The following is a 26,822-nucleotide window of genomic DNA, read 5'->3' as shown; positions in this document are numbered from 1 at the left end:
TTAATTTGAAAGGTTAGCATTTTTTTTTAACTCACTGATTTTTTATGTGGAATAACAAAAGATTCTTTTGTGAAATTTCTTTTTGTCTCCTCTCCTTTTTCGCTCTGTAAGTTAAGATATTTTGTTAAACTACTTTCCTTACCATCCGTTTGAAATGTTTGCATTACTAATTTTGCAAATTTGGTGTAATTGATTTCTCCGTTTTTATGTTTTGGAGCATCAATATAATCAAGTGAAGCAAGTTGCCCTAATATAAATCCTAAATGAGACGGCTTACCAATCCATTGTATTTTTTCATTTTCAACTTTAGAAATATAATTAAGGTCTTTTGTAAAAATTATTTCTATTGGTGGTTCATACATTTTGTTTGTAATAGGCATTTTAAATAATTCTGGTTTTAAATTGCATATCCAACCAACAGAGAGTAATCTCTCTCTAATAAAATCTTTTTTGGCGTTAAATGAAGTATTGAACATAGAGTTATTACAATAATCTCTTAAACCAAATATGCTTATTTCTTTTAATTCATACTCTGGATTAATTAATTCTTTAATTTCACTTATTAAAAATTGATCTTCTCTACCATCTTTATTATTTGATAAAAAATCTTCTAATCTTGTTTGATAGGTGTTTTCATATACTGATAGAGAACAATCTAAAAAATAATGGTTTTCTTTTTCAGATTCTTGATATAATTCAATGACAAGTTTTCTAATTTCTATTTCAATCTCTTCTTTCTTTTTAGGGAACTCAAATTCATTAAATAGGTTTCTTAGGTGTCTTACTATATCAATTTTGCTTAAAATTTCATTAATAATTACCTTTGGCTTACTCTTTTCCATTTTTTCTTTTTTTTTACTAACTTATAAATAATAAATATTTGTGAAAGTATTTTTTTCAATTGCAAAACTTAAACATTAAAGAAACCTGTTTTTACAATGTGCGACGCTCTTTCTTCATCCTTAATACGAATATATTTATAAAACTCTTTCTCTGTTGTATGACCAGAAAACAACATAATATCATACACACTCATACCCACTTTGTATTTATTTGTACAAAAACTTCTTCTTGCAGTATGTGATTTTATTAAATCGTATTTAGGAATCATTTTAGTAATTGTTTTACCACCTTTTGTAAACTCACATTTAACTAACTCATTCCATTTAAGCATTTTTCCAACTTGCTTTATATAATCGTTTAGATAGCTTTCTGCAATCTTACGAGGAGGTTTTTTATTATGCCTTTTATTCATAATTTCTCTCATTTCCTTTGTTATAGGACACAAAACCTCTCTATTGTACCTTTTATTTTTTTGTTGCTTAATTTTAAAATACTGAACATTATCTATTTCAACAATATCATTTTCAGATAAATTATTATAATCACTTATTCTTTGTCCGGTATAACAACCAATTAAAAAAACATCTCTTGCTAATTCTACTTCTGGATATTTAGATAAATCTTTATCTAACATTTCTTTTATTTCTGAATCTGTTAAATATATTTCTGTAGTTGTTTCTGATGTTACCTTAAAATCTTTACTTTTAAACTTCTGATTACTCGAATATCCTTCTGCAAGCGCATAGTTTAAAAATGTTTTTAAGTTCTTTATATGCTTTCCTATGGTATTCAAAGCATAATCTTTGCTTTCCATAAAAGTATTGAAATCATTATAAAAGCTAATATTGATAAAATCAAACATCAGTTTTCTGTTATAATACTTTTCATATTCTTCTAATCTTTTTTTTGTTTGCTTGTAAGACCTAATTGTAATTATTGAAATATGAGATTCCTTCTCCTGGATATATTTATCTATAACTTGAAAGAAAGTAAGGTTTGTATTAATTTCTTGATGAGGTTCTATTTTCTTTGTAAAGATGTCTAACTTATACTTTAGAAGTTCATTAGATATATTTTTAGATTCATTTAGGATATTTGCACACTCTTTGTTTAATTGGTTTTCTAAACTGCTTAAATCTTCATTTATCTTGTCTTTGTTTTCTATACCAACTTTATTTTTAATACGTTGTTTTTTAAAATCCCAATCATTAAAACAAGACTTGTAACCCGTAGAGTATTTAAACCTAATTTTACCATAACTAAAAAATAAAAATATTAAACTTTGTATATTTTTATTTTCTTCTAACTTTGCTTTTGAAGTTTTAAAAGCAAACCTAATTGTACCTTTTGTTCTTTCAATCCCTTTACTCATAGCTTAATCAATTTATATAAAGATACAAAAAAGGGTGCTAATTAGGGTGCTAATAAGAGTTTATTAATATAACTTTATTGATATTCTACTTACCTACAAAAAACAATTAAACCCTTATTTAAATAGGGTTTAAGGCAAATTTAAGTTGTTTTGACATGTTTTAATAAAGCTAAATATAGTACTGGAGGTACCACAAAAAACCCGAACAGCTAGTTCGGGTTTTTTTTTGTCTTTATTTTAATTTTAAATCAATTTCTTCATCAGAATCAATTCAATTTCTAATACTATTTTATATTTTCCAACCAAGTTTAAATAGAAATGTTATAATTATAAGAAGAATATTAAAGTTTAATAAAAAATTTGTGGCGTACTGAAATAGCGTTACAGAATTAATAACTTAGGGGTAATGATTTTATATCACTCCTTTTTTTTAGTTTTATGTTTTTTCCTTTTGATTGTATTTTGTCTATGCATTTGTTTATGAGCGAGCATATAATTTGATAAATGTGGTCTAAAATAATTATATCTTTTTATTGCATTTTAGAATATGCTTTTTTATTTTTTTTTTAAAAAAACGAATTATTTTTTCTTAAATCAGTTCGATTGTCAAGCCATTCTATATTTCCAAACTCATTCGTTTTTTCGATAAGTATAATTTTTTCGTTTTTAATTCTGCTCTTTCTTTAAGAATCTATGGATAACAACTATTTATTAAAGTTTCTTTTTTGGTTTTCGTTAATTATTGGAAAGTTTCCATTTTATAATAATTGCCTTTACATTCCAAAGTCAAATTATAATCACATGCTAGATTATCCATAAAACTATAACCTTTGTTATAGAAAGAATATAAATATGAATTAGCACAACACATTTTAGTAAAAACACATAGTAATTTAAGTACTTAGCTATTTCTGGTTATTTACTAATAACAAAATTCTACTTTTGATTTGGATAGTTTTCTTTTTTTGACATCTTACTTGAGTTCACAATATTCCATACCGTTAATCCGATGTATATCGAGAAAATTATACCACCAATTATAAAGAAGCCTATACTCATGTTGTTCTTCTTTGTCTAATTGCTATTGCAAATAGTAATATTGTCCCTGGCCAATGTGCTGAATACTGAGCTTGTTCTGTCATGCCCAGTATTCCATACCCTACAGAATACAATAAGCATAAGAATGCTAAAATAATTGGGTACCATTTTAAAATAAAAATTTTCATATTCAAGTATTTTATTTAATAATTAAATGAAATGTGAGTAAAATGTTAAAAAAGGCAATTCAACCTTGTTTAGCTTTCCTCAAATATAGCTAAACAAAGTTAAATAGCAGCCAAATTTTATTATTATTATTAAAATAGATTAATGCTCTTAAACTTTCCTTTTTTGAAACTATTGAAAATTAAGTATTAAATATCAAAGAATATTGAGTTATTTTTAATTCAATTCTTTGTTTTAAAACATTTTAATCCGCTATTACTGATATTAATCTTGGCAATACATTATTCAAGCATGTATGCAAATTGCTAACATAATTCTAGCACTTAATCTCGCATAAAATTAAATAAACCCAGTTACAATATTTGATAATATAACAATAAGCCAAAAAAAAAACAATTTGCCTTAAGCAAATTAAAAGCCCGTATAATTTCAATCCGAAAAAGATCGTTTCTTTTAAATTTCGTTTTTTTAGACAAAAAGCCAAATGTTTTTAAAATCATTCAAATGTTTACAACTTTCTCAAATACACTACAACTGTTTTTTATAAGTTTAGTGTGGGAGGTTAATAATCGATAAATTGTCAGCCGAGCCACGAAGCTTTTACTTATTATTTTTTTTGAGATAAAACACCTGGTAGTTTTCTAGACTTATTTGTTCTTCCTAACCGTAAATCATTAATGTGTGTGTGTGTGTGTGTGCAAAACATAGTAAAAATCTTAAGAGCATTAATAAACTGTCTTTGATAACTAACAGAATATTACGTTATATAAAAACCTTTTAATAAAAAGCGCTACACTTCTATTTGTTAATTCTTCTAATCTTGTTTTTGTGTTAAAATTTACAAAGTATGATAAAAAGAAAGTGTTTGCTTGTATAGTCTTTTTACGATCTCTTTTGCCTTTAAGATAAAGGTAAAACTAATTCATTAATTTTTTCTGAACGTGAGTTAGGTTTCTTTTAAAGAACTTCTTTTTTAAAAACTTTATAAGTGCTCACTGAAGCAATATTTTTAAAAGTTTTTATATTTTCTTTTGAAACTTTAACACACCAAGACTTTAACGTGTTGCCCCAGAGAACACTTTTAGTTTTTCTTAGTAAATTTATTAGAGCATTATTGTACTGAAACTTAATAATTAGTTGCGGTATCTTGCGATGAACTTTTTGTTCTAAAAATATTTCCAGATAAATCTCCAACTCTTTCTTTTTTACTAGCATCTAAATGTAGCTGAAAAAAATCTTTAAATTTGGGTTTGAAAGGGTTGATTTTTTTTGCAATAAAAAGTATATTATTTTAATATCAGTGAATACTTAGCCGTTAAAAGTATTATTTTAGGCTAGGCAATTTCTCCTCTATGAGGTTTTAAAGCATCTCTATACGTTTTCATATCAATTTCATCAACAATTAGAAAAGCAGAAAATAACATTGGATTTTCCTCTTGAATGTCAATTTCATGAAAATTAAGGTTTTCAATAGTCGCAAACTCTTTTAAATGAATGGTGTGATGTTTTGCAGTTTCTTTTGCATCTGGCCCTCTAAAATCCCATAAAAGTTTTATTTTTCTATTCATTTTTTTTTGTTTTTAATGATTGATAAAAATAAACAATTCTCCTGTTTCAAAACTGATTTCAATTTTATTTTCTATTGCCATATTTCTTGTACCAATTCTTTTTCCAAAAGTTAAATTTTCATTTTTTAAAGCGTATTGTAAACCTTTTGTACTGATTTTATTAGCGATAGGAAACGGAACTAAAGAAATTATTTTTTCTATACAATTTAAGACTTCTGTATTTTTATCCGCTAAAAAATAACGACTGTAGTTATCAAAAAAAGTAAGGTTTAATTTTCCTTTCCATTGAATTGCTGTGTGAAGATTTCCTAAAAAATGATCTTGTTCTTTTCCACTTGCTCCAAAAACATCTATTCTTGTAAAGCCTTTATCAAACAAAATTTGTAACATTTTGTCAAAATCTGTAAAATCTTGACTTGGAGTATGAATTACTTCTATATCATTTGGTAGGTGATCTAAAGAATCAAAATCTCCACTAATAAAATTAGGAATAATCTTATTTTTCTTTAAAAACTGATAAGCACCATCCGTTGCACAAATAATTTTATAGGTAGATAGATTAGGAAGTTCTTTTGGAGTTTCACCATTTAATAATAAAAAAACCTTTGTATCCATGATCAACAAAAATACAAACAAAAAGCATCAATGCTATTTCAGGACGTCACAACTTGTTATAAGTTTTTCTATTCCTTTTTAATCAACGTAAAAATAAGTACACCAAACCGTCCAACTAAGAAGGTAAATATTCCTAAAGTTGGGGGCAGAATTCCTCGTTTTATTCCTCCAGCTAAAATTCCTGGTGCAATATTTCCATCAGAAGGAATCATGTCTAAGGCGTTTATTAAACCTAAAATAAACCCAAATAAACCAAATACCAGCGCAAATAGGGTAATTGCTTTAATAAGTGCTACATTTTTTTCTGAATTATTTTTAAATCCTTTAGCGACTAAATAAATAGTAATAAATAGTAAAATGAGTAATGAGACCATAAAGAATGGGCCTCCTTCGTTGATTAAGTGCATTGTATTTGTTTTTAAATTCGATTCAAATATATTTTTAAAGTTAGTGGTAATTTTTTAATTGTGATGAAAGAACAATTTCTAAGATTGTTTTTTACAACTACATATAGAGAATATGCAGTTGATGGTGCTTGTTTACAAAGGCTAGAATATTTTTCAACCTATTGTTTTTGGTCGTTTTCTACAGGGGATACATAAATTTTCTGAAACCACAATTGTTCTTAATTCTCATTTAATAAACGAATAAATTTCAACTAAAATTGATTTTATTTTGTGAGGTCAGAAATAAAAATGGTAAAGATAATTTTTGATGAAACTCATATTCATAAAACCTTTCAGGGTATATTAAAAATTATTTACAAGATAATACGTATTGTTAAAGGAGAAACAATACGTATTATAGAAACCAAACTACCAAACAAAAGTTTTTCAAGAATTCATAGGTCTTATATTGTTAATTTAAATAAGGTAAATTCTAATACAAATGCGCTTGTAGAAATTGAAAAAAATGCAATGCAAATTAATAGAGCCTATAAAGAAAATGTACTTAAAAAGTTAGCCGAAATTTAATTGAAATAGTTTTATCTTTGACATAAATTCTAAATTTTGAGTACAGAACAATTTATCCCGAAAGCAATTTCAAATTCTATAGAAAAAGTTAGTTACACCTGGCAAACTCCTAGTAATATTGCTTTGGTGAAATATTGGGGAAAAAGCAACCCTCAAATTCCTAAAAATGCTTCTATAAGTTTTACGCTAAATAATTGTCATACAATTACTACCATAGATTTTAAGCGTAAGCATAATTCAGAACTTGTTTCAGAATCGAATAAACCTGAAGTAGCATTTAACTTATTTTTTGAGGGAAAACAGAAAGAAGAATTTAAACCAAAAATAGCAGAATTTTTTAGTAGAATCTCAGCATACTGTCCTTATATTTTTGAATATGAAATGACAATTAATTCAGAAAATTCTTTTCCTCACAGTAGCGGAATCGCATCTTCAGCAAGCGGATTAAGTGCAATTGCAATGTGTTTAATGAGTTTAGAAAGGGAATTAAATTCAGGTTTATCACAAGAGTTTATCAATAAAAAAGCCTCGTTTTTAGCACGTTTAGGATCTGGTAGCGCAAGTAGAAGCATAGAAGGTCCTTTAGTTGTTTGGGGAAATCACCCAGAAATTAAAGGAAGTTCAGATTTGTTTGGGGTGCAGTTTCCCTATAAAGTACATCCAATTTTTGAGAACTATCAAGATGCAATTTTGTTGGTTGATAAAGGAGAAAAACAAGTTTCTAGCACAATTGGGCATAATTTAATGCACAAGCATCCATATGCTGAAAATAGATTTAAACAAGCAAATGAAAATCTATCTAAAATTAGTGAAATTTTACAAAATGGAAATGTAAAAGAGTTTATCAGTTTGGTGGAAAGTGAAGCATTAACATTGCATGCAATGATGTTAACTAGTAATCCGTATTTTATATTGATGAAACCTAATACGTTAGAGATTATCAATAAAATATGGAAATATCGTCAAGAAAATAATAGTAATATTTGTTTTACGCTAGATGCTGGTGCTAATGTTCACGTTTTGTATCCTGAAGTTGAAAAAGAAAATATATTTCAATTCGTTGATAGTCAGCTATCTAATTATTGTCAGAAAAATCAGTATATTTGTGATACTGTCGGTTTTGGAGCAAAACAGCTGTAAAATTTTCAGCAACCAAAATATACCATTATGAAAACTACAAAGTTACTTATTGTAATAGTTGTTGGGTTTTTAACTACCTCTACGTTCGCCCAAGAAACTGTTTGGTTTGATTCTAATTGGAAAGTATCCGTCAAAGAAAAAGCTACTTATTATAGGCCAAGTCCAAAACAAATGGAAAAAGGTTATTGGATTGTAGATTACTATCTTTCCGGAAAAAAACAAATGGAAGGCTTTAGCACTGTATTGGAGCCCGACCAAGAAATGTTTAAAGGAAAGGTGAATTTCTTTCATGAAAATGGTGCCGTATTTCAGAATGTAAATTATTTTGAAGGTAAACCAGAAGGTAATTTTTCTGAGTTTTTTGATACAGGCGAAACTAAGCGTGTAGGGAGATATTCTAAAGGTTTACGTGATGGAATTTGGAAAATATACCATAAAAATGGTAAAATCCAATCTCGTGGTAAATATAAAAAGGGAGAAAAAGTTGGAATTTGGAAGATTTTTTACAAAAATTTTTAATAATAATTCCTTAACATAATTATTTGTATTTTTGCAGTACTATATTAAAGAAAAATGAAAGGACCATTATTTTATGCTAAAATTTTACTGTTTGGGGAGTATGGAATTATTAAAGATTCCAAAGGTTTGGCAATTCCATTTAATGCTTATAGAGGAGCTTTAAAATCATCTTCGGAATTATCTGGAAAAGCGAAAGAATCAAATGGAAAATTACTTCTTTTTTATAAATATATTACATCTTTAAAAACAGATTTAGTTTCTTTTAATTTAACTGATTTTGAGAAAGATATAGAAAATGGAATGTATTTTGACTCTTCAATCCCACAAGGCTATGGTGTTGGGAGCTCAGGTGCTTTAGTGGCCTCTATTTATGATAAGTATGCAAATGATAAAATTACAGTTTTAGAAAACTTAACTGGAGATAAATTACTAAAGTTAAAAGAAATTTTTTCTTTATTGGAATCTTTTTTTCATGGTAAAAGTTCAGGATTAGATCCATTAAATTCTTACTTAAGTTTACCTATTTTAATCAACTCTAAAGAAAGTATAGAACCTGCAGGGATTCCTTCTCAAAAACAAGGAAAAGGTGCAGTTTTCTTATTAGATTCTGAGCAAATTGGTGAAACGGAACCTATGGTAAAAATCTTTATGAATAAGATGAAAAATAAAGGTTTTAGAAAAATGATTGATGAAGAATTTGCTATTCATACAGATGCTTGTATTGAAGATTTTTTACAAGGTAATGTGAAATCGCTTTTTGGAAATGTAAAAAACCTTTCTAAGGTGGTCTTGAAAAACTTTAAACCTATGATCCCTAAAGCTTTTCATAAAGTTTGGGAAAAAGGAATTAAGACAAATGATTATTATTTAAAGCTTTGTGGTTCTGGAGGTGGAGGTTATATTTTAGGTTTTACTGAAGATTATGAAAAGGCTCAAAAAAGTTTGCAAGATTACAAATTGGAGCTAGTTTATAGATTCTAACACTGCTTTATGAGTGCGTCAAAAGCAAAAATATTTACCTATAAAATTATTAGTTTACTCTCTGTTATTAGAGGGTATAACATTCTTGTATTAGTTGCTGCTCAATATTTAGCAGCAATTTTCATTTTCTCTCCAGAAAAGTCTTTAAAATATATTCTTTTTGATTGGGACTTGCTCTTTATTGTTTTAGCATCTGTTTGTGTAGTTGCAGCAGGTTATATTATAAATAATTTTTATGACGTTAAAGTAGATAGAATAAATCGCCCTTTAAAAACAGGTTTAGACAATTACATAAAAGAAGAAACTAAATTATCACTCTATTTCTTTTTAAATTTTCTTGGTTTTTCTTTTGGATTTTTAATTTCTGGGAAAGCAGCATTATTTTTTGGTATCTATATCTTTTTAATTTGGTTTTATTCTCATAAGCTTAAAAAACACCCTTTTACAGGATTAATTACAGCAACAGTATTAACACTTCTTCCGTTTTTTGCTATTTTTGTTTATTTTAAAAATTTCTCAAAATTAATATTCGTACATGCAATTTTTTTGATTCTTGTAATCATGGTAAGAGAACTTATTAAAGATTTAGAAAATATTAAAGGAGCAATTGTAAATAATTACAGTACTTTTCCTGTTGTACATGGAGAGAAGAAAACAAAGCAATTATCTGTTTTTTTATTAGTTCTTACCTTGTTTCCGGTAGCTGTTTTGTTTAATTATCCTGCAATAGGTTATATGAAATACTATTTCTATTTTGCAATGATTGCATTGATTTTTGTAGGTTTTTATTTGTACAAATCTTCTTCTGAAAATCAATACAGATTGTTACATAATGTTTTAAAATTATTGCTTTTAATTGGTATTTTTAGTTTGGTCTTTATTGATCCTTCTTTGTTATTAGAAAAAGTGATAGATAGATTGAATTAAATCATTTATTTTATAAGTATCTTTGCAAAAAGTTATAAAATGAATTCAGATAGAAACTCGTCGAGAGGACGACAAGAAGGTAAAAAAAGCACTCCTCTAAGTAGAAAAAGTCCAAAGAAAAATGCTCCTTTAAGCAGAAAAACCCCAAAGAAAGAATTTAAGAAAATTCATTCTGTTCATAAAACAGATGAATCAGCTGGAATTCGTTTAAATAAATACATTGCCAATTCTGGTGTTTGCTCACGTAGAGAAGCAGATACTTATATAGAGCATGGTAGTGTAGAGGTTAATGGAAAATTGGTTACAGAAATGGGTTATAAGGTTCAGCCAGATGATGTTGTTCGTTTTGATGGAACTTCAATTACCCCAGAACAAAAAAGATATGTTTTATTAAATAAGCCAAAAAATTACATTACCACAATGGAAGATGATCGTGGTAGAAAAACGGTAATGGACTTGGTTTCTAATGCATCTAAAGAACGTATTTATCCTGTAGGAAGGTTAGATAGAAATACAACAGGTTTGTTGTTGTTTACAAATGATGGCGATTTAGCAAAAAAGCTAACACACCCAAAACATAATGTACGTAAGCTGTATCATGCTTCTTTAGATAATAAGCTTTCTTTAAAAGATTTAGAAAAATTAAGAGGAGAGGTTATTATTGAAGGTAAAAAAGTGTTTATAGATGCAGTTTCTTATGTAGATGGGCAACCCAAAACTGAAATAGGTATAGAAATACACTCAGGAAGAAATAGAATTGTACGTAAGATTTTTGAACACCTTGGTTATAAAGTTTCAAAACTTGATAGAGTAGTTTTTGCTGAATTAACAAAGAAAAATTTACCTAGAGGAAGATGGAGAGAGCTTACAAACCTTGAATTAAATAATTTATTGATGATGAAGTAGTAGCATTACTATTTTTGAATATTAAAAAAAAGAGCCAAACTATTAGTTTGACTCTTTTTTTTTGCACTAATTGTCTCGTCCTAATATAGTGCTACACTTAACACTATTTAATTATGGAAACACAAGATTCAAATTACAAAAACGAATACAAAAAGATTAGAGTTTAATCTTAAAACTTCAGATTGTTCAAGAAACAGAACATGGATTATTAACCACAATAGGTGCTTTAAACAAATATGGAGTTCAATAAGCATCTACAGTTCGAACTTGGTTAAAAAAATAAGGTAACTTAAATTACCAATATACAATCCAACAAGTTGTGTCTAAAACACCCGAACAACGTATTTTAGAATTAGAGCAACAAGTTAAATTACTTGAAAAGCAGAAAAACAGAGCAAATAAAAAAGTGGTTTTGTTTGATATAATGATTGATATTACAGAAAAAGAGCTTACTATTCCTATAATAAAAAAGTAAAACCCCAAGAAATACACTAGTTCTCAAAAGAACACAAACAACGCATAAAGGCTAGTTGCTGTTTTCGGAGTTAACATCGCAATACCTTAAAAACATAATAACAGTGGAGTGATCCTCTTTTTTTTTAATAATTTAATCATTGATGAAAAATTTAGAGGTATTAATTAATAAGTAAATAGTTGTCTTTTAATAAAGACCTGCTTTCAATTCCGCATAAATACACTTGTAAAACCAATGTGAAATAAGACAAATTTTGATCCTATATAAAATCGAAAAATGACATAAAAGGCAATTTTAATTGTAAGTAATAACGTGATTTTTCATGAACTCCTTTATGTTTAATTCGTATGAAGAAATGTAAAGGAAAATTGAAAATGTGAAAGGAATTATAATATCTAAATTTACTTAAGCCCTTAGAAATTTGTATGCTTATTTTTTTATACTTTATAAAATAAAAATAGATTCTTTCTAAATATAAAATAGGGAAATAAAAAAAAAGGAGCAGATAAATCTGCCCCTTTTCTAATTTAATATGACTTGTATTTAAAACTACTTTTTAACGAAACGTTTTGTTAAAAAGTTACCATTATTAGTACTAATTTTTAAAATATATAGTCCTTTTGCTAAACTTGAAACATTAAGATCTGCTTGTCTATTAGCCGTTTTCATATTCATAAATTTTATAGTTTGACCTAAAGTATTATAAATAGCAACAGATTTAATAGTAGCATCTGCTAATTTAATAGTCAATGAACTAAAAGCAGGGTTTGGGTACACTTTCGTGTTTTCTTCTAACACTGAAATAGATTCAGTAGATAAACTAGTTCCTGCTGCAGGTGTTTCCGAAACCGTTAAAGCTCCAGAACCTTTAAAAGTTCCTGTATAGGCAACAAATTCATCTTCTGTATTTGGCGTAGCATTACCATTGTATTGGTAGTTTTCTTCAGCGAAATCAGCGTCGTTAATAACTTGGCCGTCTACCAATAAAATTTTCAAAGCAGTCGCATCGTCAAAATCAGCCAATTCTCCATTTGTATAATACAATGTTAAATCATAAGTAGCTTCTTTATTCTCTACATCTATGAATAGCACTTTTTCAGCTCTCTTAGTATCCATTTTTTCAAAACCGGCAACATTTGTTCCGGCTTCAATTACTTTAATAGATACACAACCTAGATCTGCAGATGCATTTTCTATATATGCCATTAATCCGTCATCCTGTTTACTTAAAAAATAAACAGCATCATCAGTCCTTACAATACTAGATTTTATAGATTTTTCCGTTCCTCTTCGATATGCTTGAGTTTCGATACCTGCCGGTGTTCCAGAAATTACAACGTTATCTATAGCAAAACTAAATTGAGTACCAGCATTATCGTCATTAGTCCATCTCCATCCGATATAAAATGGTAAACCATCTGCAATACTAATTATACCAGAGTAAGAACCTGAAGCAGTAGCGGCCCCTCCTGGTCCACCTCCTACAAATTTATCTACTCCCACATATGTTTTTCCATCAATACTATATAGCAATTCACCATAATCAAAAATAGTCCCGTCTGTTGCATCTGTTTCTCCACCAGCTTCCCAATCAAAACTTACTGTAACATCATTTGTTCCAGCCGCATTTAATATCGGAGATCTTAAAATAGTATTAGAAGGTGAATTTGTGTCGTAAGTTGCATTACCTGTAAAAACTGGCTGTGTGATATATGCTCTTCCAGCTTCGGTTCCGTCTCCGTTATAAGCCCAGAGATTAGCACCTAATGGGCTTCCTGAACTGTAATCTATCATTTCCCAAGATACTGGAATATCGTCTCCATCAAAATTTTCTTCTAAGAAAATGATATCTGTTAACCCTGTTTTTGGTACAAAATCATCATCTCCTATCGTAAATACTTGTTCAAAATCTACTCCTTTGAATGTATAGGACATTACAATTGTTTCAGAAGCTGCGTCTTCTATAGTAACATCATCAATAACATTTATTATAAATGTTTGTGAACTATTTCCTGCAGGAAAATTTAATGTCTGAGTAGATACCGTATAGTCTAAACCTTTTGTTGCAGTACCCTCAAAATTAAGCGCTACTGTTACCGCGTCTTCTACTGTATAGCCTATAAGCACAATATTGTATGAATTCACTTCACTACAACCATCTACTTCATTCGTCTCTGTAAATATTTGAACATTTAATGGAGAAACTACTATCGAATCTGGTTCTCCTGGAACATATGCTGCACCAATATCAACAGCGTACCAAGCATTTGTAACCTGAATTTCTTCATATGAAGCAACACCATATAACAATTGAGCTGCTAAAATAGAAGCATCTCTCATATTTAAAAAAGTAGCATTTGGCGTTAAGGTTGTTTCCGCTAAGTATGTAATCTGGTCCGCTTTATCAAACCCAATTGGCTCCACTTTATATTCATTTCCTGCATCTGTTATTCCATCTTCTACCAATACTTTAGGTAATACTGGATCAGTCCTAGAGATTTTTCCAGCACCTTCAGAAATAGCTTGTCCAGAACCTTCTACCATTAAATAGTACCATTTGTTTAATACACCACTATTAGAATGCACACCACATTGGTCGTTTCCTGTATTCGGTTCCAAACAAAGTGGACCTGTAACTGGTATCCAAAATTCTCCATCATAACAGTCTGGATCACCTGCATTTTTTGGATCATCCATCCATCTTAAAGCTCTAGAACCAGTTTCACCAGGCTCTAATCCTCCATCTCTTTCATCAATTTGTTCTCCAACTCCCCATGTGACGTATGGTAATTTACCATCAATTCCTACTAAAACAAAGTTTTCTACAGAAGCTGCCCAGATATCAGAAAAACCTTCATTCATTGCTCCAGATTCTCTAGCATACACTAAATCTGCAGTAAACTCACAAACTCCATGACCAATCTCGTGACCACAAACATCTAAAGATGTTAAAGGAGCAAAAGACCCATCAGGATATGTACCTCCTTGATAAGTTCCATCACCATAGGTCATCGCTGTTCCATTCCAGAATGCATTATCATATGCATCACCATAGTGTACATAGTTTTTAACTCCTGTTCCTTTATTATCATAACTCTCTCTTTCATGAATCTCAGACCAATATCTTAAAACAATTTCTGCACCCCAATGCGCATCCAATGCAACATCATCATTATTTGCTTCGTTTTTTGCTGGATAACTTTCCTCTGGTCCATCAAATCTATCTTTTCGATGTTCCTCAGCATTCCACTCATTATCAGCTGTTTCTGAAACCTCTAATAAACCTGAGTCACCATCAAAGATAGATTCCGAAAATGCAGTAAGATTTACATTCAATGGAATTCCTCCTCTTCCTTCAAAAGAAAAAGTCTCATTAGGAATTCCTGTTGGAGTGGTTCCCTTTAATTCATAAAATCCATTTTCATTTAATGAAGTATCAAAATTTCTTCTACCTGCATAACGAGTATCTCCAATTGCTGCTAAATCTTTTGGCACTGCAACTAGGGTTCTAAGTGGTCCGTTCGCATTGGCGCTGAATGTATTTATGTTTGGTCTAATTGTTTTAGCAATTTTATTTTTCCCATTTGCATCTGCATGCTTTATAATTGCGTCATTCAAAAGAATTTTACCATTCGTAGCGTCTACATAAATATCTGCACGAGATAATGGTTCTGCAGCATACACATTAAACTTGTACGCTAAATAAACATCTATTTCTATGGTTCCATAATCATCAACCATTACTAATTCTCCTTTCGGATACAATTCGTTATAGGCTGCAACATGTTCTGGAGAATCTCCTAAAGTTAACACATAATCCCAAGCATAACTTGTAGCTCCTACAAAATCAAATGCTTTTTGTAAAGCGGCACTTTCGCTTAAGGTTGGAGTTGCAGAAATTGATGCTAAATTATAGTATTCAGCAGTAAAACCTTGTACAATGTCTTTCTTCGAAATTGCTTTAAAAACACCGTGCTCTACTTTAATACCGTTGTTGTATTGTTGAAAAACAGTAATTTTAATTCCTTGAGCTGTATTTGTAGTTCTAGCAGCCTCAAAAGTAGTTGTTGCTCCTAACCCTAATACAGATTGAAGAAATGCTGGAGTCTCACTTAAAGAAAGTGTGGTTCCTGCTGCATTCATTTTAATTAAAGAAGGAGTTCCTTTTACTGGCTCCATAGAAAACTCTTTTACTCGAGCATCATTTGTTAAATTTCCATTAATCGTTTGCTCTGAAGTTTGCGCGGTTAACATCGCGATACCCTGAAAGCAAAATAATGCTGAAATGATAATTTTTTTGTGTAATAATTTAATCATTGGTTAAATTTTGGGGGTTAATAATTAATAAATAATTGTCTTTTCTATAAAAAATAAAGCTTGCAAGTATACAAAGCATTTAAAATCGTTAAAAGACATAAAAAAAAACGATTTTAACTGTAAGCTCCAATTTTTTTCTTTTTAAAAAAATCAGTTTTCACACTACAAAATAAGTTTTATACCTTTTTGTTATGAGGGGTTGCCGGAAATATTGGATTAAAAAAGAGGGGAGAATTCAGGTTTTTCGTCATGGGGGGAGGTTAAGTTTTCTTATATAAATCTATAGAATACGTATGATACTTATTATATCAAGTGTAAACATACAATAATTTAAGTATGAAATGCAAAACTTCATAGCTCTTTCCCCTAAAATTTAGCATGTTGACTTTTATAAAATTAAAATAATGGTGTAAATTTAAAACAGAAAAGTAAATGGATTAAATGATAGAATTATCAGTTTTATAAAAGATAATCTTTTATATTAGAGAACGTAACAACTCTAAAAAAAAGATGTTAAATACCGAAATTTTCAGCAACAATATTCTTTATTTTTTTATTAAGTGAATGCATCGCACTGTAACTGGCATGCTCTAAAACGAGAACAACCAAATCATCTTCTAAATATTTTGTAAGTCCTGGTTTCGCGGTTATTTGGAGTTGCAACCGATAATCTAAGTTTATAGATTGCTTTAGGAATAGCAATAGGTGCAGGAATAGCAACTAGTCTCACAAAAAAAGATAATAGTGAATCATAAAATAATAGAAAATAAAAATAGCTCACACCTTGTATAATTCATAGCTAGTTTTTAGCCTACTTACAAAAATCCTCGCAGATTTTGAACTGCCCCAAAAAAGTTATACACTCTTTGGTTTGTATTTCTAAATTAGGTGTTTAAAATACGTAAGAAACCATATACTACAACATTGGCCACAATATTGACCCTTCTGAACAAAAAACAAGGGCTACAATTAATTGATAATCAATAAATTAATTTAAAAAAAATATTAATTAAAATATCATTATAGTTTTTGTTTTGTCCTTATAAATATCACCATACCCTAATTTACCCAATTGCTTGAACCCAATACACCACCAATGATTATAAAAAGACTTACAATGGTCAAAATAATTGACCTGTTTTCATCCCTAAGTTGAATACTTTTTATATTATTTTTCTAATTATCTTCTCATGATCGTTTATTAAAGTACTAATCTATCTATTGGAGTTTTTAACTCTTTTTGCCAAAAAATGTGTCCGATTGAGAAAAAACTAACCAGATAAACTAACAAAAAAATTAAAGCTAAACTTCCGAACTCAAATGCAAATGCAATTATTATAAATGTAATAATGCCACCAAGCAAATGGATTAAATTAATTTTATTTGTAACAACACTTGATGCTGCATTATTTTTCAAAAGGGATTCTCGTAATTTTATCATAACTGCAATAGTTGGTATTGAAACAATAAGGCTTACTAATATTGTTATTACAAGAAAAGGAATTATAATCGATATTGTAGGCCTTAAATAGTAACTCATTTTTATAAATATTATTGGAACACTTAACACTGTCGCCAATAGACTTCCGAATAGAATGGTCTTAAACCACACAATTATACATTTTCTTATCCTCATTATTCCGAAATAATTTTGTTCAATCTGATTAAAAGAGCTTGTTATTTAAAACTTCTATTCTGTCAAACTTTAGAGATTGATTATCTAAAGTCTTCACTTAAACTTTAGCCTTAAGTTTTGACGCTTCATAAAGTGTTACAGATGCTGATTTGCAAATCATACAACCTTGAAGCAATATTAATGTTGCAAAGAAAAGGGCGGCTACTTTTAAATTCGAGTCTATAGCTTTCATATTACAATTTTAATATAAAGCTAAATGTAATTGTTTCACGAGTAACTTAAAATGAGAATTATCAGTATAAATCAGTTAAACCTGAATTAAATTCTGATGCTACATACCATTCGAGTAATGCAATACAGAGAGATAAAATAATGACTTTATTAAGGACTATTATGTTAAAAGAGCAAATGAAAATTCTAAAAATTCAAGAATTATTTAATTAAAAATGGAAATAAAAAATAAAAGACAACCTTAAGCCGTGTAAAACAATTTCTAGTTTGGGGTTACTAATAAAAATCCTCCCGGATTTTCTTCGTTTGTGTTTTATTTATTAACTTTAGTTTTTAAACAGCGTAAATTTTCCTATACAAACATGTTAGCAACAATAACAAATGATAAATCACATTAAATTAATTTTAAAATTTAAATATTATTATACAGCTGCTGTGCTTGTATTAGCATCTTGTAATGAAACAAAGAAGTTTACACCAGAAACAGATTTTTGTTCGAATATTCATAGAAATGAAAGCACAACCCTTTCCAAGGAACTTAAGGATGTTGCTGAACTGATGAGCACCAAAACGGGAGTTTATGTGCTAGAAGATGGAAGTGGTTCAATGATAGCTAGGGCATGGTTAAGTGAATATGCTGAAAAAACGATAGATATTCAATACTTCATTTTTTCAACAGACAATGTAGGACTTATCGCTTGTGATTATTTAATAAGAGCGGCTGACCGTGGAGTTAAAGTAAGAATTATTGTTGATGACATAATGGTTGATGCAGATATTGAAGATATTTTAATTTTTAATTCTCATGAGAATATTACGGTTAAAATATATAATCCAGGGGTTAATTTAGGAAAGAATATCATTGAAAAAATTAAAAAATTTACAACAGATTTTAGATCTGCTAATCAACGGATGCATAACAAAACGTTTATAGTAGACGGTAAAGTAGTAATTACAGGTGGCCGCAATATTGCAGATGAATATTTTGACTATGATCATGAATATAACTTTAGGGATAGAGATATTCTATTATTAGGTAAAGAATCACAAAAAGTAAATAGATCATTTGATCAATTTTGGAATAGCTCGTTAAGTAGAAATATTACAAGTATAATTAAAGAAAAACCTAAAAACATAACTTCAGAAAATAGGTTTAAGAACCTGCATGAATATGCATGTAATCCAGATAATTTCTGGCCACAAATAAGAGAAAGAATAGCGTCTTTACCAACTGCTTTTAATACGATTAAAAATTCTGGTGATTTAGTATGGTTGAATGATGTAGCGTTCATTTCTGATATGCCAGGGAAAAATGATGGAGCAAATGGTTTGGGTGGTGGCGGTGTTTCAACAAGTGCATTAATCGATTTGGTTAAAAATGCCAAATCATCCATAGATATTCAAACACCCTATTTAATCACCACTGAACTGAGTCAAAATCTATTTAAAGAAGCCGTTAAACGTGGTGTAAAAATTAGAATACTTACTAATAGCTTGGCCTCAACAGACAATCTAGAGGCCTTTAGTAGCTACCAAACAGACAGAAATAAATTATTAAAAACAGGAGTTAGAATATATGAATTTCGTCCAGATGCGGCAGAACGGACAAAAATAATGACTGGAGAATTACAATTAAAGTTAGATTATAAACCAATATTTGGACTTCATGCAAAATCCATGATTATTGATAACAAAATAACAGTTATTGGAACATTTAATCTTGACCCTAGAAGTGCAAATTTAAATACAGAATGTGTTGTTATTGTTCGCTCTGATAAAATTTCTAGAGGTGTCTTAAAAGGTATGGAAATAGAGTTTAAACCAGAAAATTCATGGGAAACAACATTAGAATACAACCCAGATTCAGAGGTAAATAACTTTAAGCGTTTAAAAACATGGACGAGAAAAATAATTCCAAAAGAAATTTTATAACACATATAAGTACTGCTAACAATGTATATGAAATCATAAACCATAAACATTTGCTACGCTTCACATGCTAAAGGTAGCCGTGAACCTGAAACCCATCTACTTTAAAAAGTATCTAACGAAATTTGAATTAAACCCTACTATAAGTTTTTAGGGCACAAATGAAATTGACCATAGCAAATCAAAATCGGGAAGAAATAACGTTTATGGCAGATGGTTAAAGGAAAAAGGATTAGAGAATAGATCAACACAACTTGATGAAAATATTTTTGGCTTATATAATACTTTTAAAATATTCAATTGTTTTACTAAGACCTTCTTCTAATTCAATTTTTGGCTCCCACCCATTTAACCTTTTCTTTGCCAAATCAATATTTGGTTGTCTTTGTTTAGGATCATCCATTGGCAATGGTTTAAAGATGACTTTAGACTTTGAGTTTGTCAGTTTAATTATAGTCTTAGCCAACTCTAACATTGAAAATTCATTAGGATTTCCAATATTTACAGGTCCTAAAAAAGAATCTTCTGAATTCATCATTCTAATCATTCCTTCAATAAGGTCGTTTACATATTGGAATGAACGTGTTTGAGTTCCATCTCCATAAATAGTAATATCTTTTCCTTTTAAAGACTGAACAATGAAATTTGAAACTACTCTACCATCATTTATATCCATGTTTGGACCATACGTGTTGAAAATACGTATGATTTTTATTTTAACATTATTTTGTTGATGATAGTTTACAAATAATGATTCAGCACACCTTTTTCCTTCATCGTAACAAGACCTTAATCCTATGGGGTTTACATTGCCCCAATAATCTTCTGTTTGAGGATGAATTGTAGGGTCTCCATAAACTTCACTTGTACTTGCTTGTAAAACTTTGGCGTTCACTCTTTTGGCTAAACCTAACATATTGACAGCTCCAATAACTGAAGTGTTAATTGTTTTAATAGGATCATATTGATAACTTATAGGACTTGCAGGACAAGCTAAATTGTAAATTTCATCAACTTCTGCATAATATGGGTTGGTAACATCATGTCTTACTATTTCAAAATTAGGGTTTGATGTTAATTTTAGAACATTTCGTTTATAACCTGTAAAAAAGTTATCTAAACATATAACTTCATTCCCCTCTCTAAGTAATCGTTCACATAAATGAGAACCTATAAAACCGGCACCACCTGTTACTAATATTGTTTTCATGCACTTTAATCTTTACATAATTAATTTATGAATACAATGTATGGTTTTCTCAATTAATGTACTATTATTACTTCGAACTTTATCTATTTATGATACAATTTACTAATTAAGATATTTAGGAATGCTCCTAAATACTGACCTTAAGTTTTTAATCTTAGATAGATTGAAGGATTAAAATAAGGTTTACAAGGAATTCTACCTTTAGGTCATCAAAAAAACAATCATTTATATTCAATCAGTAAGCTATTGAACAAAACAGTAGTAGCTTTATTCAAAACTATTGTCGCTCATCGCTCTGGTATTCATAAATTGATTGCATAAAAAAAACAGTTTAGAGACCTAAACTGCTGTTTTACACTTATTTAAAGTAGTAGCGGGAACTGGACTCGAACCAGTGACCTTCGGGTTATGAGCCCGACGAGCTACCTACTGCTCTATCCCGCGTTGTAATTTCAAAAATAATGACTTAGCTTTTAACTCTCGACTCATAAAATTCGATCCGTTATTTTCGACTGCAAAGATACATCTTATTTAAACAACTGACCAAACTTTATTTCATTTATTTTTTTCCATCATAAATTATGATGGAAAATACAAAAACAAACTATCTTTGCATCATGATACATAAAGCTGGCTTTGTAAATATTATAGGAAACCCTAACGTAGGTAAATCTACCTTAATGAACGCTTTAGTAGGCGAAAAACTATCAATTATAACTTCAAAAGCACAAACTACAAGACATAGAATCTTAGGAATTGTGAATGATGATGATTATCAAATAGTTTTTTCTGATACTCCAGGAATCATAAAACCAGCCTATGAATTGCAATCTTCTATGATGGATTTTGTGAAATCTGCACTAGATGATGCCGATATTTTAATTTACATGGTAGAAGTTGGAGAGAAAGAATTAAAAAATGAAGCTTTCTTTAACAAAATAATACACAGTGAAATACCTGTAATTTTATTACTGAATAAAATTGACACTTCCTCTCAAGAAGAGGTAGAAGAGAAAATTGAATATTGGAAAGAAAAAGTACCAAATGCATTTGTATCTGTAATTTCTGCTCTAGAACGTTTTAATGTGGATAGCTTATTTGAAAAAATAGTTGAATTACTTCCTGAAGCGCCACCATATTACCCAAAAGATCAATTAACAGATAAACCAGAACGTTTTTTTGTGAATGAAAAAATTAGAGAAAAAATTCTAATCCACTATAAGAAAGAAATTCCGTATGCTGTTGAAGTTGAAACTGAAGAGTTTACAGAAGAAGAAAACATTGTTAGAATTCGTTCTGTTATTATGGTTGAACGCGAAACTCAAAAAGGAATTATCATTGGTCATAAAGGAGCTGCAATAAAAAGAGTTGGTGCAGAAGCAAGAAAGGATTTAGAACAATTTTTCGAGAAAAAGGTTTTTATAGAGCTCTATGTAAAGGTGAATAAAAATTGGAGAAGTGATAAAACTCAGTTAAAACGATTTGGTTATAATCAACGTTAATTAAAAAAACGTTCCTAGGTTTTTTAACTTATAAGATTCAATGAGATTGTCATTCTTGTAAAGACAGGAAATCTAGATTACTTTTATCATAAAATCATGTAAATCTTTCATTTGAGATTTCCCTGTATCTTTTCCTGTTTTCCCTAAAAAATAAAGGATTGTCCAAACAAGTGGTAAAACAAACATCATTATTAATGGAAAAATGATTGGCTCATTTAAAGACATTTTAGTGTACAGGAAAACTGCAAATCCTAAAAAGCTAATTCCTATTACAAAATGAATAAACATAAAAAGTGTCCATACTTGAGGATTTGGTCCAAACAATCCGTTTAAAAGTGATGTTTTTTCAGTTGTCTCTAAAATTTCTAAATGTAATTGAGGAGACCAAAAGTGTTCTTCTTTTTTAGAAACAGCGATAAAAACATGTCCATCAATAACGCTTCCTCTAAACGTTGTTTCTTCCTTTTTAAATTCATCAGAAAAACGATTTAAAACAATTTTAGCATTTTCCTCCAAATCAATAGCAAATCTTGGACGAAGAAAAACCTCACTATTTCTCTTTTCAATTAAAAGATTCTTTTTTTTATCCATAAAAAAGGCATGTATAACGGTTTAAATTTACAATTATTTATCATATAGTAATTGTATCTTTGCAAAAAATATCAATAGAGATGAATAGTATTGTTGCCATTGTAGGAAGACCAAATGTAGGAAAGTCAACACTTTTTAATCGTTTAGTACAAAGAAGAGAAGCCATTGTAGATTCCGTTAGTGGAGTTACAAGAGATAGACATTACGGAAAATCTGATTGGAATGGAAAAGAATTTTCTTTAATAGACACAGGTGGTTATGTTGTTGGCTCTGATGATATTTTTGAAGAAGAAATTAGAAAACAAGTTACTTTAGCAATTGAAGAAGCAGACATCATCATTTTTGTTGTTGATGTAGAAGAAGGAATTACTCCTATGGATGCTGAAGTTGCAAAGATGCTAAGAAAGGTAAAAAAACCAATTTTTACAGCTGTCAATAAAGTTGATAATGCAATGCGTGATGCGGATGCAGTTGAATTCTATAATTTAGGATTGGGAGATTATCATACAATTTCTTCTATAAACGGAAGTGGAACTGGTGATATTTTAGATGCAATTGCTGCAATTATGCCAAAACCTGAAGTAATTGATTTAGAAAAAGAAGAATTACCAAGATTTGCTGTAGTTGGTAGACCAAATGCAGGAAAATCTTCTTTTATTAACGCCTTAGTTGGAGAAGAAAGAAATATTGTTACCGACATTGCTGGTACAACAAGAGATTCTATTGATACAAAATATAACAGATTTGGCTTTGATTTTAATTTAGTAGACACTGCTGGAATTAGAAAAAAATCTAGAGTAAAAGAAGACTTAGAGTTTTATTCTGTAATGCGTGCTGTGCGTTCTATTGAATATTCTGATGTAATAATTCTAATGGTTGATGCCACTCGTGGATTTGAAGGTCAGGATCAAAATATTTTTTGGTTGGCTGAAAAAAACAGAAAAGGTGTTGTTATTTTAATTAATAAATGGGATTTAATTGAAAAGGAAACCAATACAATGCGTGATTATGAAGCTGAAGTTAGACGCGAAATTGCACCTTTTACAGATGTTCCAATTATTTTTGTTTCTGCATTAACAAAACAACGTTTGTTACAAGCTTTAGAAACCGCTGTAGATGTTTTTAAAAACAGAAAAAACAAAATACAAACGAGTAAGTTTAATGAAACAATGTTAGAAATCATTAAAAACTCTCCACCACCAGCAATAAAAGGAAAGTTTGTAAAAATAAAATACTGTATGCAGTTGCCAACACAGACTCCGCAATTTGCTTTTTTCTGTAATTTACCGCAATATGTAAGAGATGGTTATAGACGTTTTCTAGAAAACAAATTAAGAGATATATATAATTTTAACGGAGTACCAATTACTATTTATTTTAGACAAAAATAAATTTAGCTTGTAACTTTTGTAACTTAAACTCGACTATTAGTATACATATTTTTTAAATGTGAATTTTTAATATTTCAAAAAAATGAAAATAATAAAATCGAGTTTAGTTGCTGAAGTAGAATTACCCTTACAATTAAACATTTCGTTTAATAAGGTATTTTCTATTTTTGAAAAATACGCTTCACAAGAACATAAAGAGCATCCTTCTCATAATTCTTCAATAGAAATTATGAAAGAAATTAAACGATATCCTGAGCTAATAAATGGCTTTTCTGATTTAAGTTTAATTCAAAAATACAAAGAGCAAATTAATTTATTATTAGCACCTCTTTTTCCAGAAGCACTTCAAAATAACGAAATAAAAGCTGCTAGTATACCCTTTTCTTTTACCTCTTTTAAATTTACATCTCGTTTTGAAAGTATTTTAAATAATGCAGGTGAAGACTATGAATTTACAGTAAGAAATTTTGAAGACAATAGCATGTACATTATGGCGTGTACCTTTATTTTAGGATTTGTCTATAAACATAATATTGACATAAAAAGACCCTTTTACTTTGACATTCCAGATAAAACAACTGGAACAATGAAAAATTATAGAGCTGCTTTTAATGCTGATTTCTCTGAAATTACACCAACAGAAAATGCTCCAAAATTATCTGAAAATGATATCAAAGAGTTATTAAACAACTTTGATAACATAGCACTTTGGAAAGAAAAAATTCCGCCAAATAGTTACATTTTTAAAGGTTTTGGAATTATCAATTTATTTGATGTTACATCAGAAGAAATGCTTTCATCCATTAAAGCAAATTTATTAGAAGGAGGTGATAATCTAATTGAGAAGTTACAAGACAATTTAAGAGATTTTTATAGTATAAAAGACTTAAGGCTTGGGTATTCAAATTTTGATACTGTAAATACTAAAATTCGTGAAACTGTTGTAAAAAAATCGAATAGTATTATCTTAAAAAACAACTCAGAAATAACTTGCGATAGCAACTATTTTTGTGAAGGATTTATTCAAAAAGTATTTGTAAACCATGAAACTTTTATCTTATCAGATGTAGAAAAGTATGGTGTAAATACGAATAAAAATCCTTTCTATAAAAACCTACACAGTGCTGGCTTGCAAAGTATAATCATAATTCCAATTAAAGCAGCAAGTAATGGAGATTTAGCTTTATTAGAAATTGCATCTCCTAGAGCTTATGATTTAAATTCTGTAAACATTAACAAATTAAAAGATATTATTCCTGTTTTTGAAGCTGCTGTAAAAAGAACTTCAGAAGAACACCAAAATGTTTTAGAAGCTACAATACAAGAAAATTACACATCAATACATAGTTCTGTAAAATGGCGATTTTATGAAGCTGCAGAAAAATACCATCAAGAATCTCAAATAAATGACAATGCAAAATTAGATGAGATTATTTTTAAAGATGTTTATCCTTTATATGGTCAAAGTGATATAAAAGGCTCATCAGAAGCAAGAAACACTGCTATTAAACAAGATTTAATTACACAACTTACCTTAGCTATTTCAGTTTTAAAAGATGCTTGTAAAAGTGAAAAATTACCTATCTATAAAGAATTAATGTTTCGGGTTTCAACCTATTTAAATGATGTAAAAAGTGGTTTAAATGCAGGTGATGAAATTAATATTTTAGACTTTTTAAAGAGAGAAATTTACCCTGTTTTTAATCACATTAAGGATATAAACAAAGAGTTAGAAGAAAAGGTAAGCACTTACATGAATCGTTTGGACAAAGAATTACATGTTGTTTACGAGAAAAGAAAAGATTATGAAAACAGTGTAAATCTATTAAATGATAAGCTTGCTAAATTTATTGATAAAAAACAAAAAGAAGCCCAAAAAATATTTCCTCATTATTTTGAGCGTTACAAAACTGATGGAGTAGAATACAACATGTACATTGGCCAATCTATTACAAAAAATAGAAATTTTGATCCTTTGTATTTGTATAACCTACGTTTATGGCAATTACAAACGATGTACGAAATGGAAAACACTGCTTTTTCTGAACTTAAAAATATGCCTAGCGATTTACGTGTAGCTTCTTTAATTTTAGTTCATAGTAATCCGATGGCTATTAAATTTAGAATGGATGAAAAACAGTTTGATGTTGATGGAGCTTATAATATTAGGTACGAAATCATAAAAAAACGAATTGATAAAGCACATATTAAAGGAACTGAAGATCGTTTAACAGTTCCTGGAAAAATTGCAATTGTTTATTCTCAAGAAAAAGATGCTTCAGAGTATTTAAAGTATATAAAATTCTTACAATCTAACAATCAATTAGGAGAAATAGAGTTTCTAGAACTTGAGGATTTACAAGGAGTTTCTGGTTTAAAAGCGTTGCGTGTAGAAGTTATTTATCAAGATAATTTCGACAAAAAACAAACTGTTACTTTAAATGATTTGATAAAAGAAATTGAAGCTTAAA

20 protein-coding genes and 1 tRNA gene are annotated in these 26,822 nt (G+C 29.2%); 11 read left to right on the top strand and 10 right to left on the bottom strand.

Features of this window, described 5'->3' with window-relative positions; all coding sequences use genetic code 11:
* Positions 1-26: 26 nt before the first annotated feature.
* From BTO04_RS13160 to BTO04_RS13135, 5 genes are all read right to left on the bottom strand, one after another.
* On the bottom strand, positions 27-842 hold the full coding sequence (locus tag BTO04_RS13160; RefSeq protein WP_087564936.1) for a hypothetical protein: 816 nt from the start codon (positions 840-842) through the stop codon (positions 27-29).
* Between the two features lie 68 nt (positions 843-910).
* Positions 911-2,215 (bottom strand): site-specific integrase, encoded by a 1,305-nt coding sequence (locus tag BTO04_RS13155; RefSeq protein WP_087564935.1) that lies wholly within the window; start codon positions 2,213-2,215, stop codon positions 911-913.
* Positions 2,216-4,773: 2,558 nt separating this feature from the next.
* Positions 4,774-5,007 carry a hypothetical protein gene (locus BTO04_RS13145; RefSeq protein ID WP_087564933.1) on the bottom strand — a complete coding sequence of 78 codons (234 nt, stop codon included), beginning with the start codon at positions 5,005-5,007 and terminating at the stop codon, positions 4,774-4,776.
* Between the two features lie 12 nt (positions 5,008-5,019).
* Positions 5,020-5,622 (bottom strand): thiamine diphosphokinase, encoded by a 603-nt coding sequence (locus BTO04_RS13140; RefSeq protein ID WP_232455904.1) that lies wholly within the window; start codon positions 5,620-5,622, stop codon positions 5,020-5,022.
* Between the two features lie 68 nt (positions 5,623-5,690).
* Positions 5,691-6,029 (bottom strand): MotA/TolQ/ExbB proton channel family protein, encoded by a 339-nt coding sequence (locus BTO04_RS13135; protein ID WP_087564932.1) that lies wholly within the window; start codon positions 6,027-6,029, stop codon positions 5,691-5,693.
* 288 nt (positions 6,030-6,317) lie between these two features.
* Here BTO04_RS13135 and BTO04_RS13130 point away from each other — a divergent pair, with 288 nt between their 5' ends.
* The 7 genes from BTO04_RS13130 (at position 6,318) to BTO04_RS15255 (ending at position 11,544) form a co-directional block, all read left to right on the top strand.
* A complete protein-coding gene (locus BTO04_RS13130) occupies positions 6,318-6,596 on the top strand; it encodes a LytTR family transcriptional regulator DNA-binding domain-containing protein (protein WP_087564931.1) in 279 nt (92 codons plus the stop codon).
* 36 nt (positions 6,597-6,632) lie between these two features.
* The gene (locus tag BTO04_RS13125) at positions 6,633-7,736 is read left to right on the top strand and encodes a diphosphomevalonate/mevalonate 3,5-bisphosphate decarboxylase family protein (RefSeq protein WP_087564930.1); all 1,104 of its coding nucleotides are present in this window, start codon (positions 6,633-6,635) and stop codon (positions 7,734-7,736) included.
* Positions 7,737-7,763: 27 nt separating this feature from the next.
* Positions 7,764-8,255: a toxin-antitoxin system YwqK family antitoxin gene (locus BTO04_RS13120; RefSeq protein WP_087564929.1), complete on the top strand. Its 492-nt coding sequence runs from the start codon at positions 7,764-7,766 to the stop codon at positions 8,253-8,255.
* A 54-nt stretch (positions 8,256-8,309) separates the two neighbouring features.
* A complete protein-coding gene (locus tag BTO04_RS13115; protein ID WP_087564928.1) occupies positions 8,310-9,236 on the top strand; it encodes a mevalonate kinase in 927 nt (308 codons plus the stop codon).
* 9 nt (positions 9,237-9,245) lie between these two features.
* Positions 9,246-10,163 (top strand): geranylgeranylglycerol-phosphate geranylgeranyltransferase, encoded by a 918-nt coding sequence (locus BTO04_RS13110; protein WP_087564927.1) that lies wholly within the window; start codon positions 9,246-9,248, stop codon positions 10,161-10,163.
* A gap of 39 nt (positions 10,164-10,202) precedes the next feature.
* Positions 10,203-11,069 (top strand): pseudouridine synthase, encoded by an 867-nt coding sequence (locus BTO04_RS13105; RefSeq protein ID WP_087564926.1) that lies wholly within the window; start codon positions 10,203-10,205, stop codon positions 11,067-11,069.
* Between the two features lie 319 nt (positions 11,070-11,388).
* Positions 11,389-11,544, top strand: a complete 156-nt coding sequence (locus BTO04_RS15255) for a hypothetical protein (RefSeq protein WP_157662470.1) — start codon at positions 11,389-11,391, stop codon at positions 11,542-11,544.
* Between the two features lie 549 nt (positions 11,545-12,093).
* Here BTO04_RS15255 and BTO04_RS13095 read toward each other — a convergent pair.
* On the bottom strand, positions 12,094-15,861 hold the full coding sequence (locus tag BTO04_RS13095; protein WP_087564925.1) for a M4 family metallopeptidase: 3,768 nt from the start codon (positions 15,859-15,861) through the stop codon (positions 12,094-12,096).
* A 1,201-nt stretch (positions 15,862-17,062) separates the two neighbouring features.
* On the bottom strand, positions 17,063-17,401 hold the full coding sequence (locus BTO04_RS13085) for a hypothetical protein (RefSeq protein ID WP_157662469.1): 339 nt from the start codon (positions 17,399-17,401) through the stop codon (positions 17,063-17,065).
* Between the two features lie 708 nt (positions 17,402-18,109).
* Here BTO04_RS13085 and BTO04_RS13080 point away from each other — a divergent pair.
* Positions 18,110-19,660, top strand: coding sequence for a phospholipase D family protein (locus BTO04_RS13080; RefSeq protein WP_087564922.1), 1,551 nt, complete (start codon positions 18,110-18,112; stop codon positions 19,658-19,660).
* 271 nt (positions 19,661-19,931) lie between these two features.
* On the opposite strand, the gene BTO04_RS13075 is transcribed toward BTO04_RS13080, so the two are convergent.
* The gene (locus BTO04_RS13075) at positions 19,932-20,867 is read right to left on the bottom strand and encodes a UDP-glucuronic acid decarboxylase family protein (protein ID WP_087564921.1); all 936 of its coding nucleotides are present in this window, start codon (positions 20,865-20,867) and stop codon (positions 19,932-19,934) included.
* A gap of 371 nt (positions 20,868-21,238) precedes the next feature.
* Positions 21,239-21,311: transfer RNA gene (locus BTO04_RS13070), tRNA-Met, on the bottom strand.
* A gap of 173 nt (positions 21,312-21,484) precedes the next feature.
* Here BTO04_RS13070 and era point away from each other — a divergent pair.
* Entirely contained in the window at positions 21,485-22,369 is an 885-nt protein-coding gene (gene era, locus BTO04_RS13065) for a GTPase Era (RefSeq protein WP_087564920.1), read from the top strand.
* 72 nt (positions 22,370-22,441) lie between these two features.
* Here the strand turns inward: era and BTO04_RS13060 are convergent, their stop codons facing one another.
* Positions 22,442-22,960 (bottom strand): hypothetical protein, encoded by a 519-nt coding sequence (locus BTO04_RS13060; protein ID WP_087564919.1) that lies wholly within the window; start codon positions 22,958-22,960, stop codon positions 22,442-22,444.
* Between the two features lie 80 nt (positions 22,961-23,040).
* Between BTO04_RS13060 and der the strand changes: the two genes are divergently transcribed.
* On the top strand, positions 23,041-24,351 hold the full coding sequence (gene der / locus BTO04_RS13055; protein ID WP_087564918.1) for a ribosome biogenesis GTPase Der: 1,311 nt from the start codon (positions 23,041-23,043) through the stop codon (positions 24,349-24,351).
* A gap of 82 nt (positions 24,352-24,433) precedes the next feature.
* A complete protein-coding gene (locus BTO04_RS13050; RefSeq protein WP_087564917.1) occupies positions 24,434-26,821 on the top strand; it encodes a GAF domain-containing protein in 2,388 nt (795 codons plus the stop codon).
* Position 26,822 lies beyond the last annotated feature (1 nt).

Origin of the sequence: Polaribacter sp. SA4-10 (assembly GCF_002163835.1) — a bacterium.
Taxonomy (GTDB): Bacteria; Bacteroidota; Bacteroidia; order Flavobacteriales; family Flavobacteriaceae; genus Polaribacter.
This window is presented reverse-complemented; position numbering and strand designations above follow the sequence as displayed.

Bases quoted from the DNA above. Each gene is read 5' to 3' on its own strand.
- BTO04_RS13160 (WP_087564936.1), bottom strand. From the start codon at position 842: ATGGAAAAGAGTAAGCCAAAGGTAATTATTAATGAAATTTTAAGCAAA.
- BTO04_RS13155 (WP_087564935.1), bottom strand. From the start codon at position 2,215: ATGAGTAAAGGGATTGAAAGAACAAAAGGTACAATTAGGTTTGCTTTT.
- BTO04_RS13145 (WP_087564933.1), bottom strand. From the start codon at position 5,007: ATGAATAGAAAAATAAAACTTTTATGGGATTTTAGAGGGCCAGATGCA.
- BTO04_RS13140 (WP_232455904.1), bottom strand. From the start codon at position 5,622: ATGGATACAAAGGTTTTTTTATTATTAAATGGTGAAACTCCAAAAGAA.
- BTO04_RS13135 (WP_087564932.1), bottom strand. From the start codon at position 6,029: ATGCACTTAATCAACGAAGGAGGCCCATTCTTTATGGTCTCATTACTC.
- BTO04_RS13130 (WP_087564931.1), top strand. From the start codon at position 6,318: ATGGTAAAGATAATTTTTGATGAAACTCATATTCATAAAACCTTTCAG.
- BTO04_RS13120 (WP_087564929.1), top strand. From the start codon at position 7,764: ATGAAAACTACAAAGTTACTTATTGTAATAGTTGTTGGGTTTTTAACT.
- BTO04_RS13115 (WP_087564928.1), top strand. From the start codon at position 8,310: ATGAAAGGACCATTATTTTATGCTAAAATTTTACTGTTTGGGGAGTAT.
- BTO04_RS13110 (WP_087564927.1), top strand. From the start codon at position 9,246: ATGAGTGCGTCAAAAGCAAAAATATTTACCTATAAAATTATTAGTTTA.
- BTO04_RS13105 (WP_087564926.1), top strand. From the start codon at position 10,203: ATGAATTCAGATAGAAACTCGTCGAGAGGACGACAAGAAGGTAAAAAA.
- BTO04_RS13095 (WP_087564925.1), bottom strand. From the start codon at position 15,861: ATGATTAAATTATTACACAAAAAAATTATCATTTCAGCATTATTTTGC.
- BTO04_RS13085 (WP_157662469.1), bottom strand. From the start codon at position 17,401: ATGAGTTACTATTTAAGGCCTACAATATCGATTATAATTCCTTTTCTT.
- BTO04_RS13080 (WP_087564922.1), top strand. From the start codon at position 18,110: ATGATAAATCACATTAAATTAATTTTAAAATTTAAATATTATTATACA.
- BTO04_RS13075 (WP_087564921.1), bottom strand. From the start codon at position 20,867: ATGAAAACAATATTAGTAACAGGTGGTGCCGGTTTTATAGGTTCTCAT.
- era (WP_087564920.1), top strand. From the start codon at position 21,485: ATGATACATAAAGCTGGCTTTGTAAATATTATAGGAAACCCTAACGTA.
- BTO04_RS13060 (WP_087564919.1), bottom strand. From the start codon at position 22,960: ATGGATAAAAAAAAGAATCTTTTAATTGAAAAGAGAAATAGTGAGGTT.
- der (WP_087564918.1), top strand. From the start codon at position 23,041: ATGAATAGTATTGTTGCCATTGTAGGAAGACCAAATGTAGGAAAGTCA.
- BTO04_RS13050 (WP_087564917.1), top strand. From the start codon at position 24,434: ATGAAAATAATAAAATCGAGTTTAGTTGCTGAAGTAGAATTACCCTTA.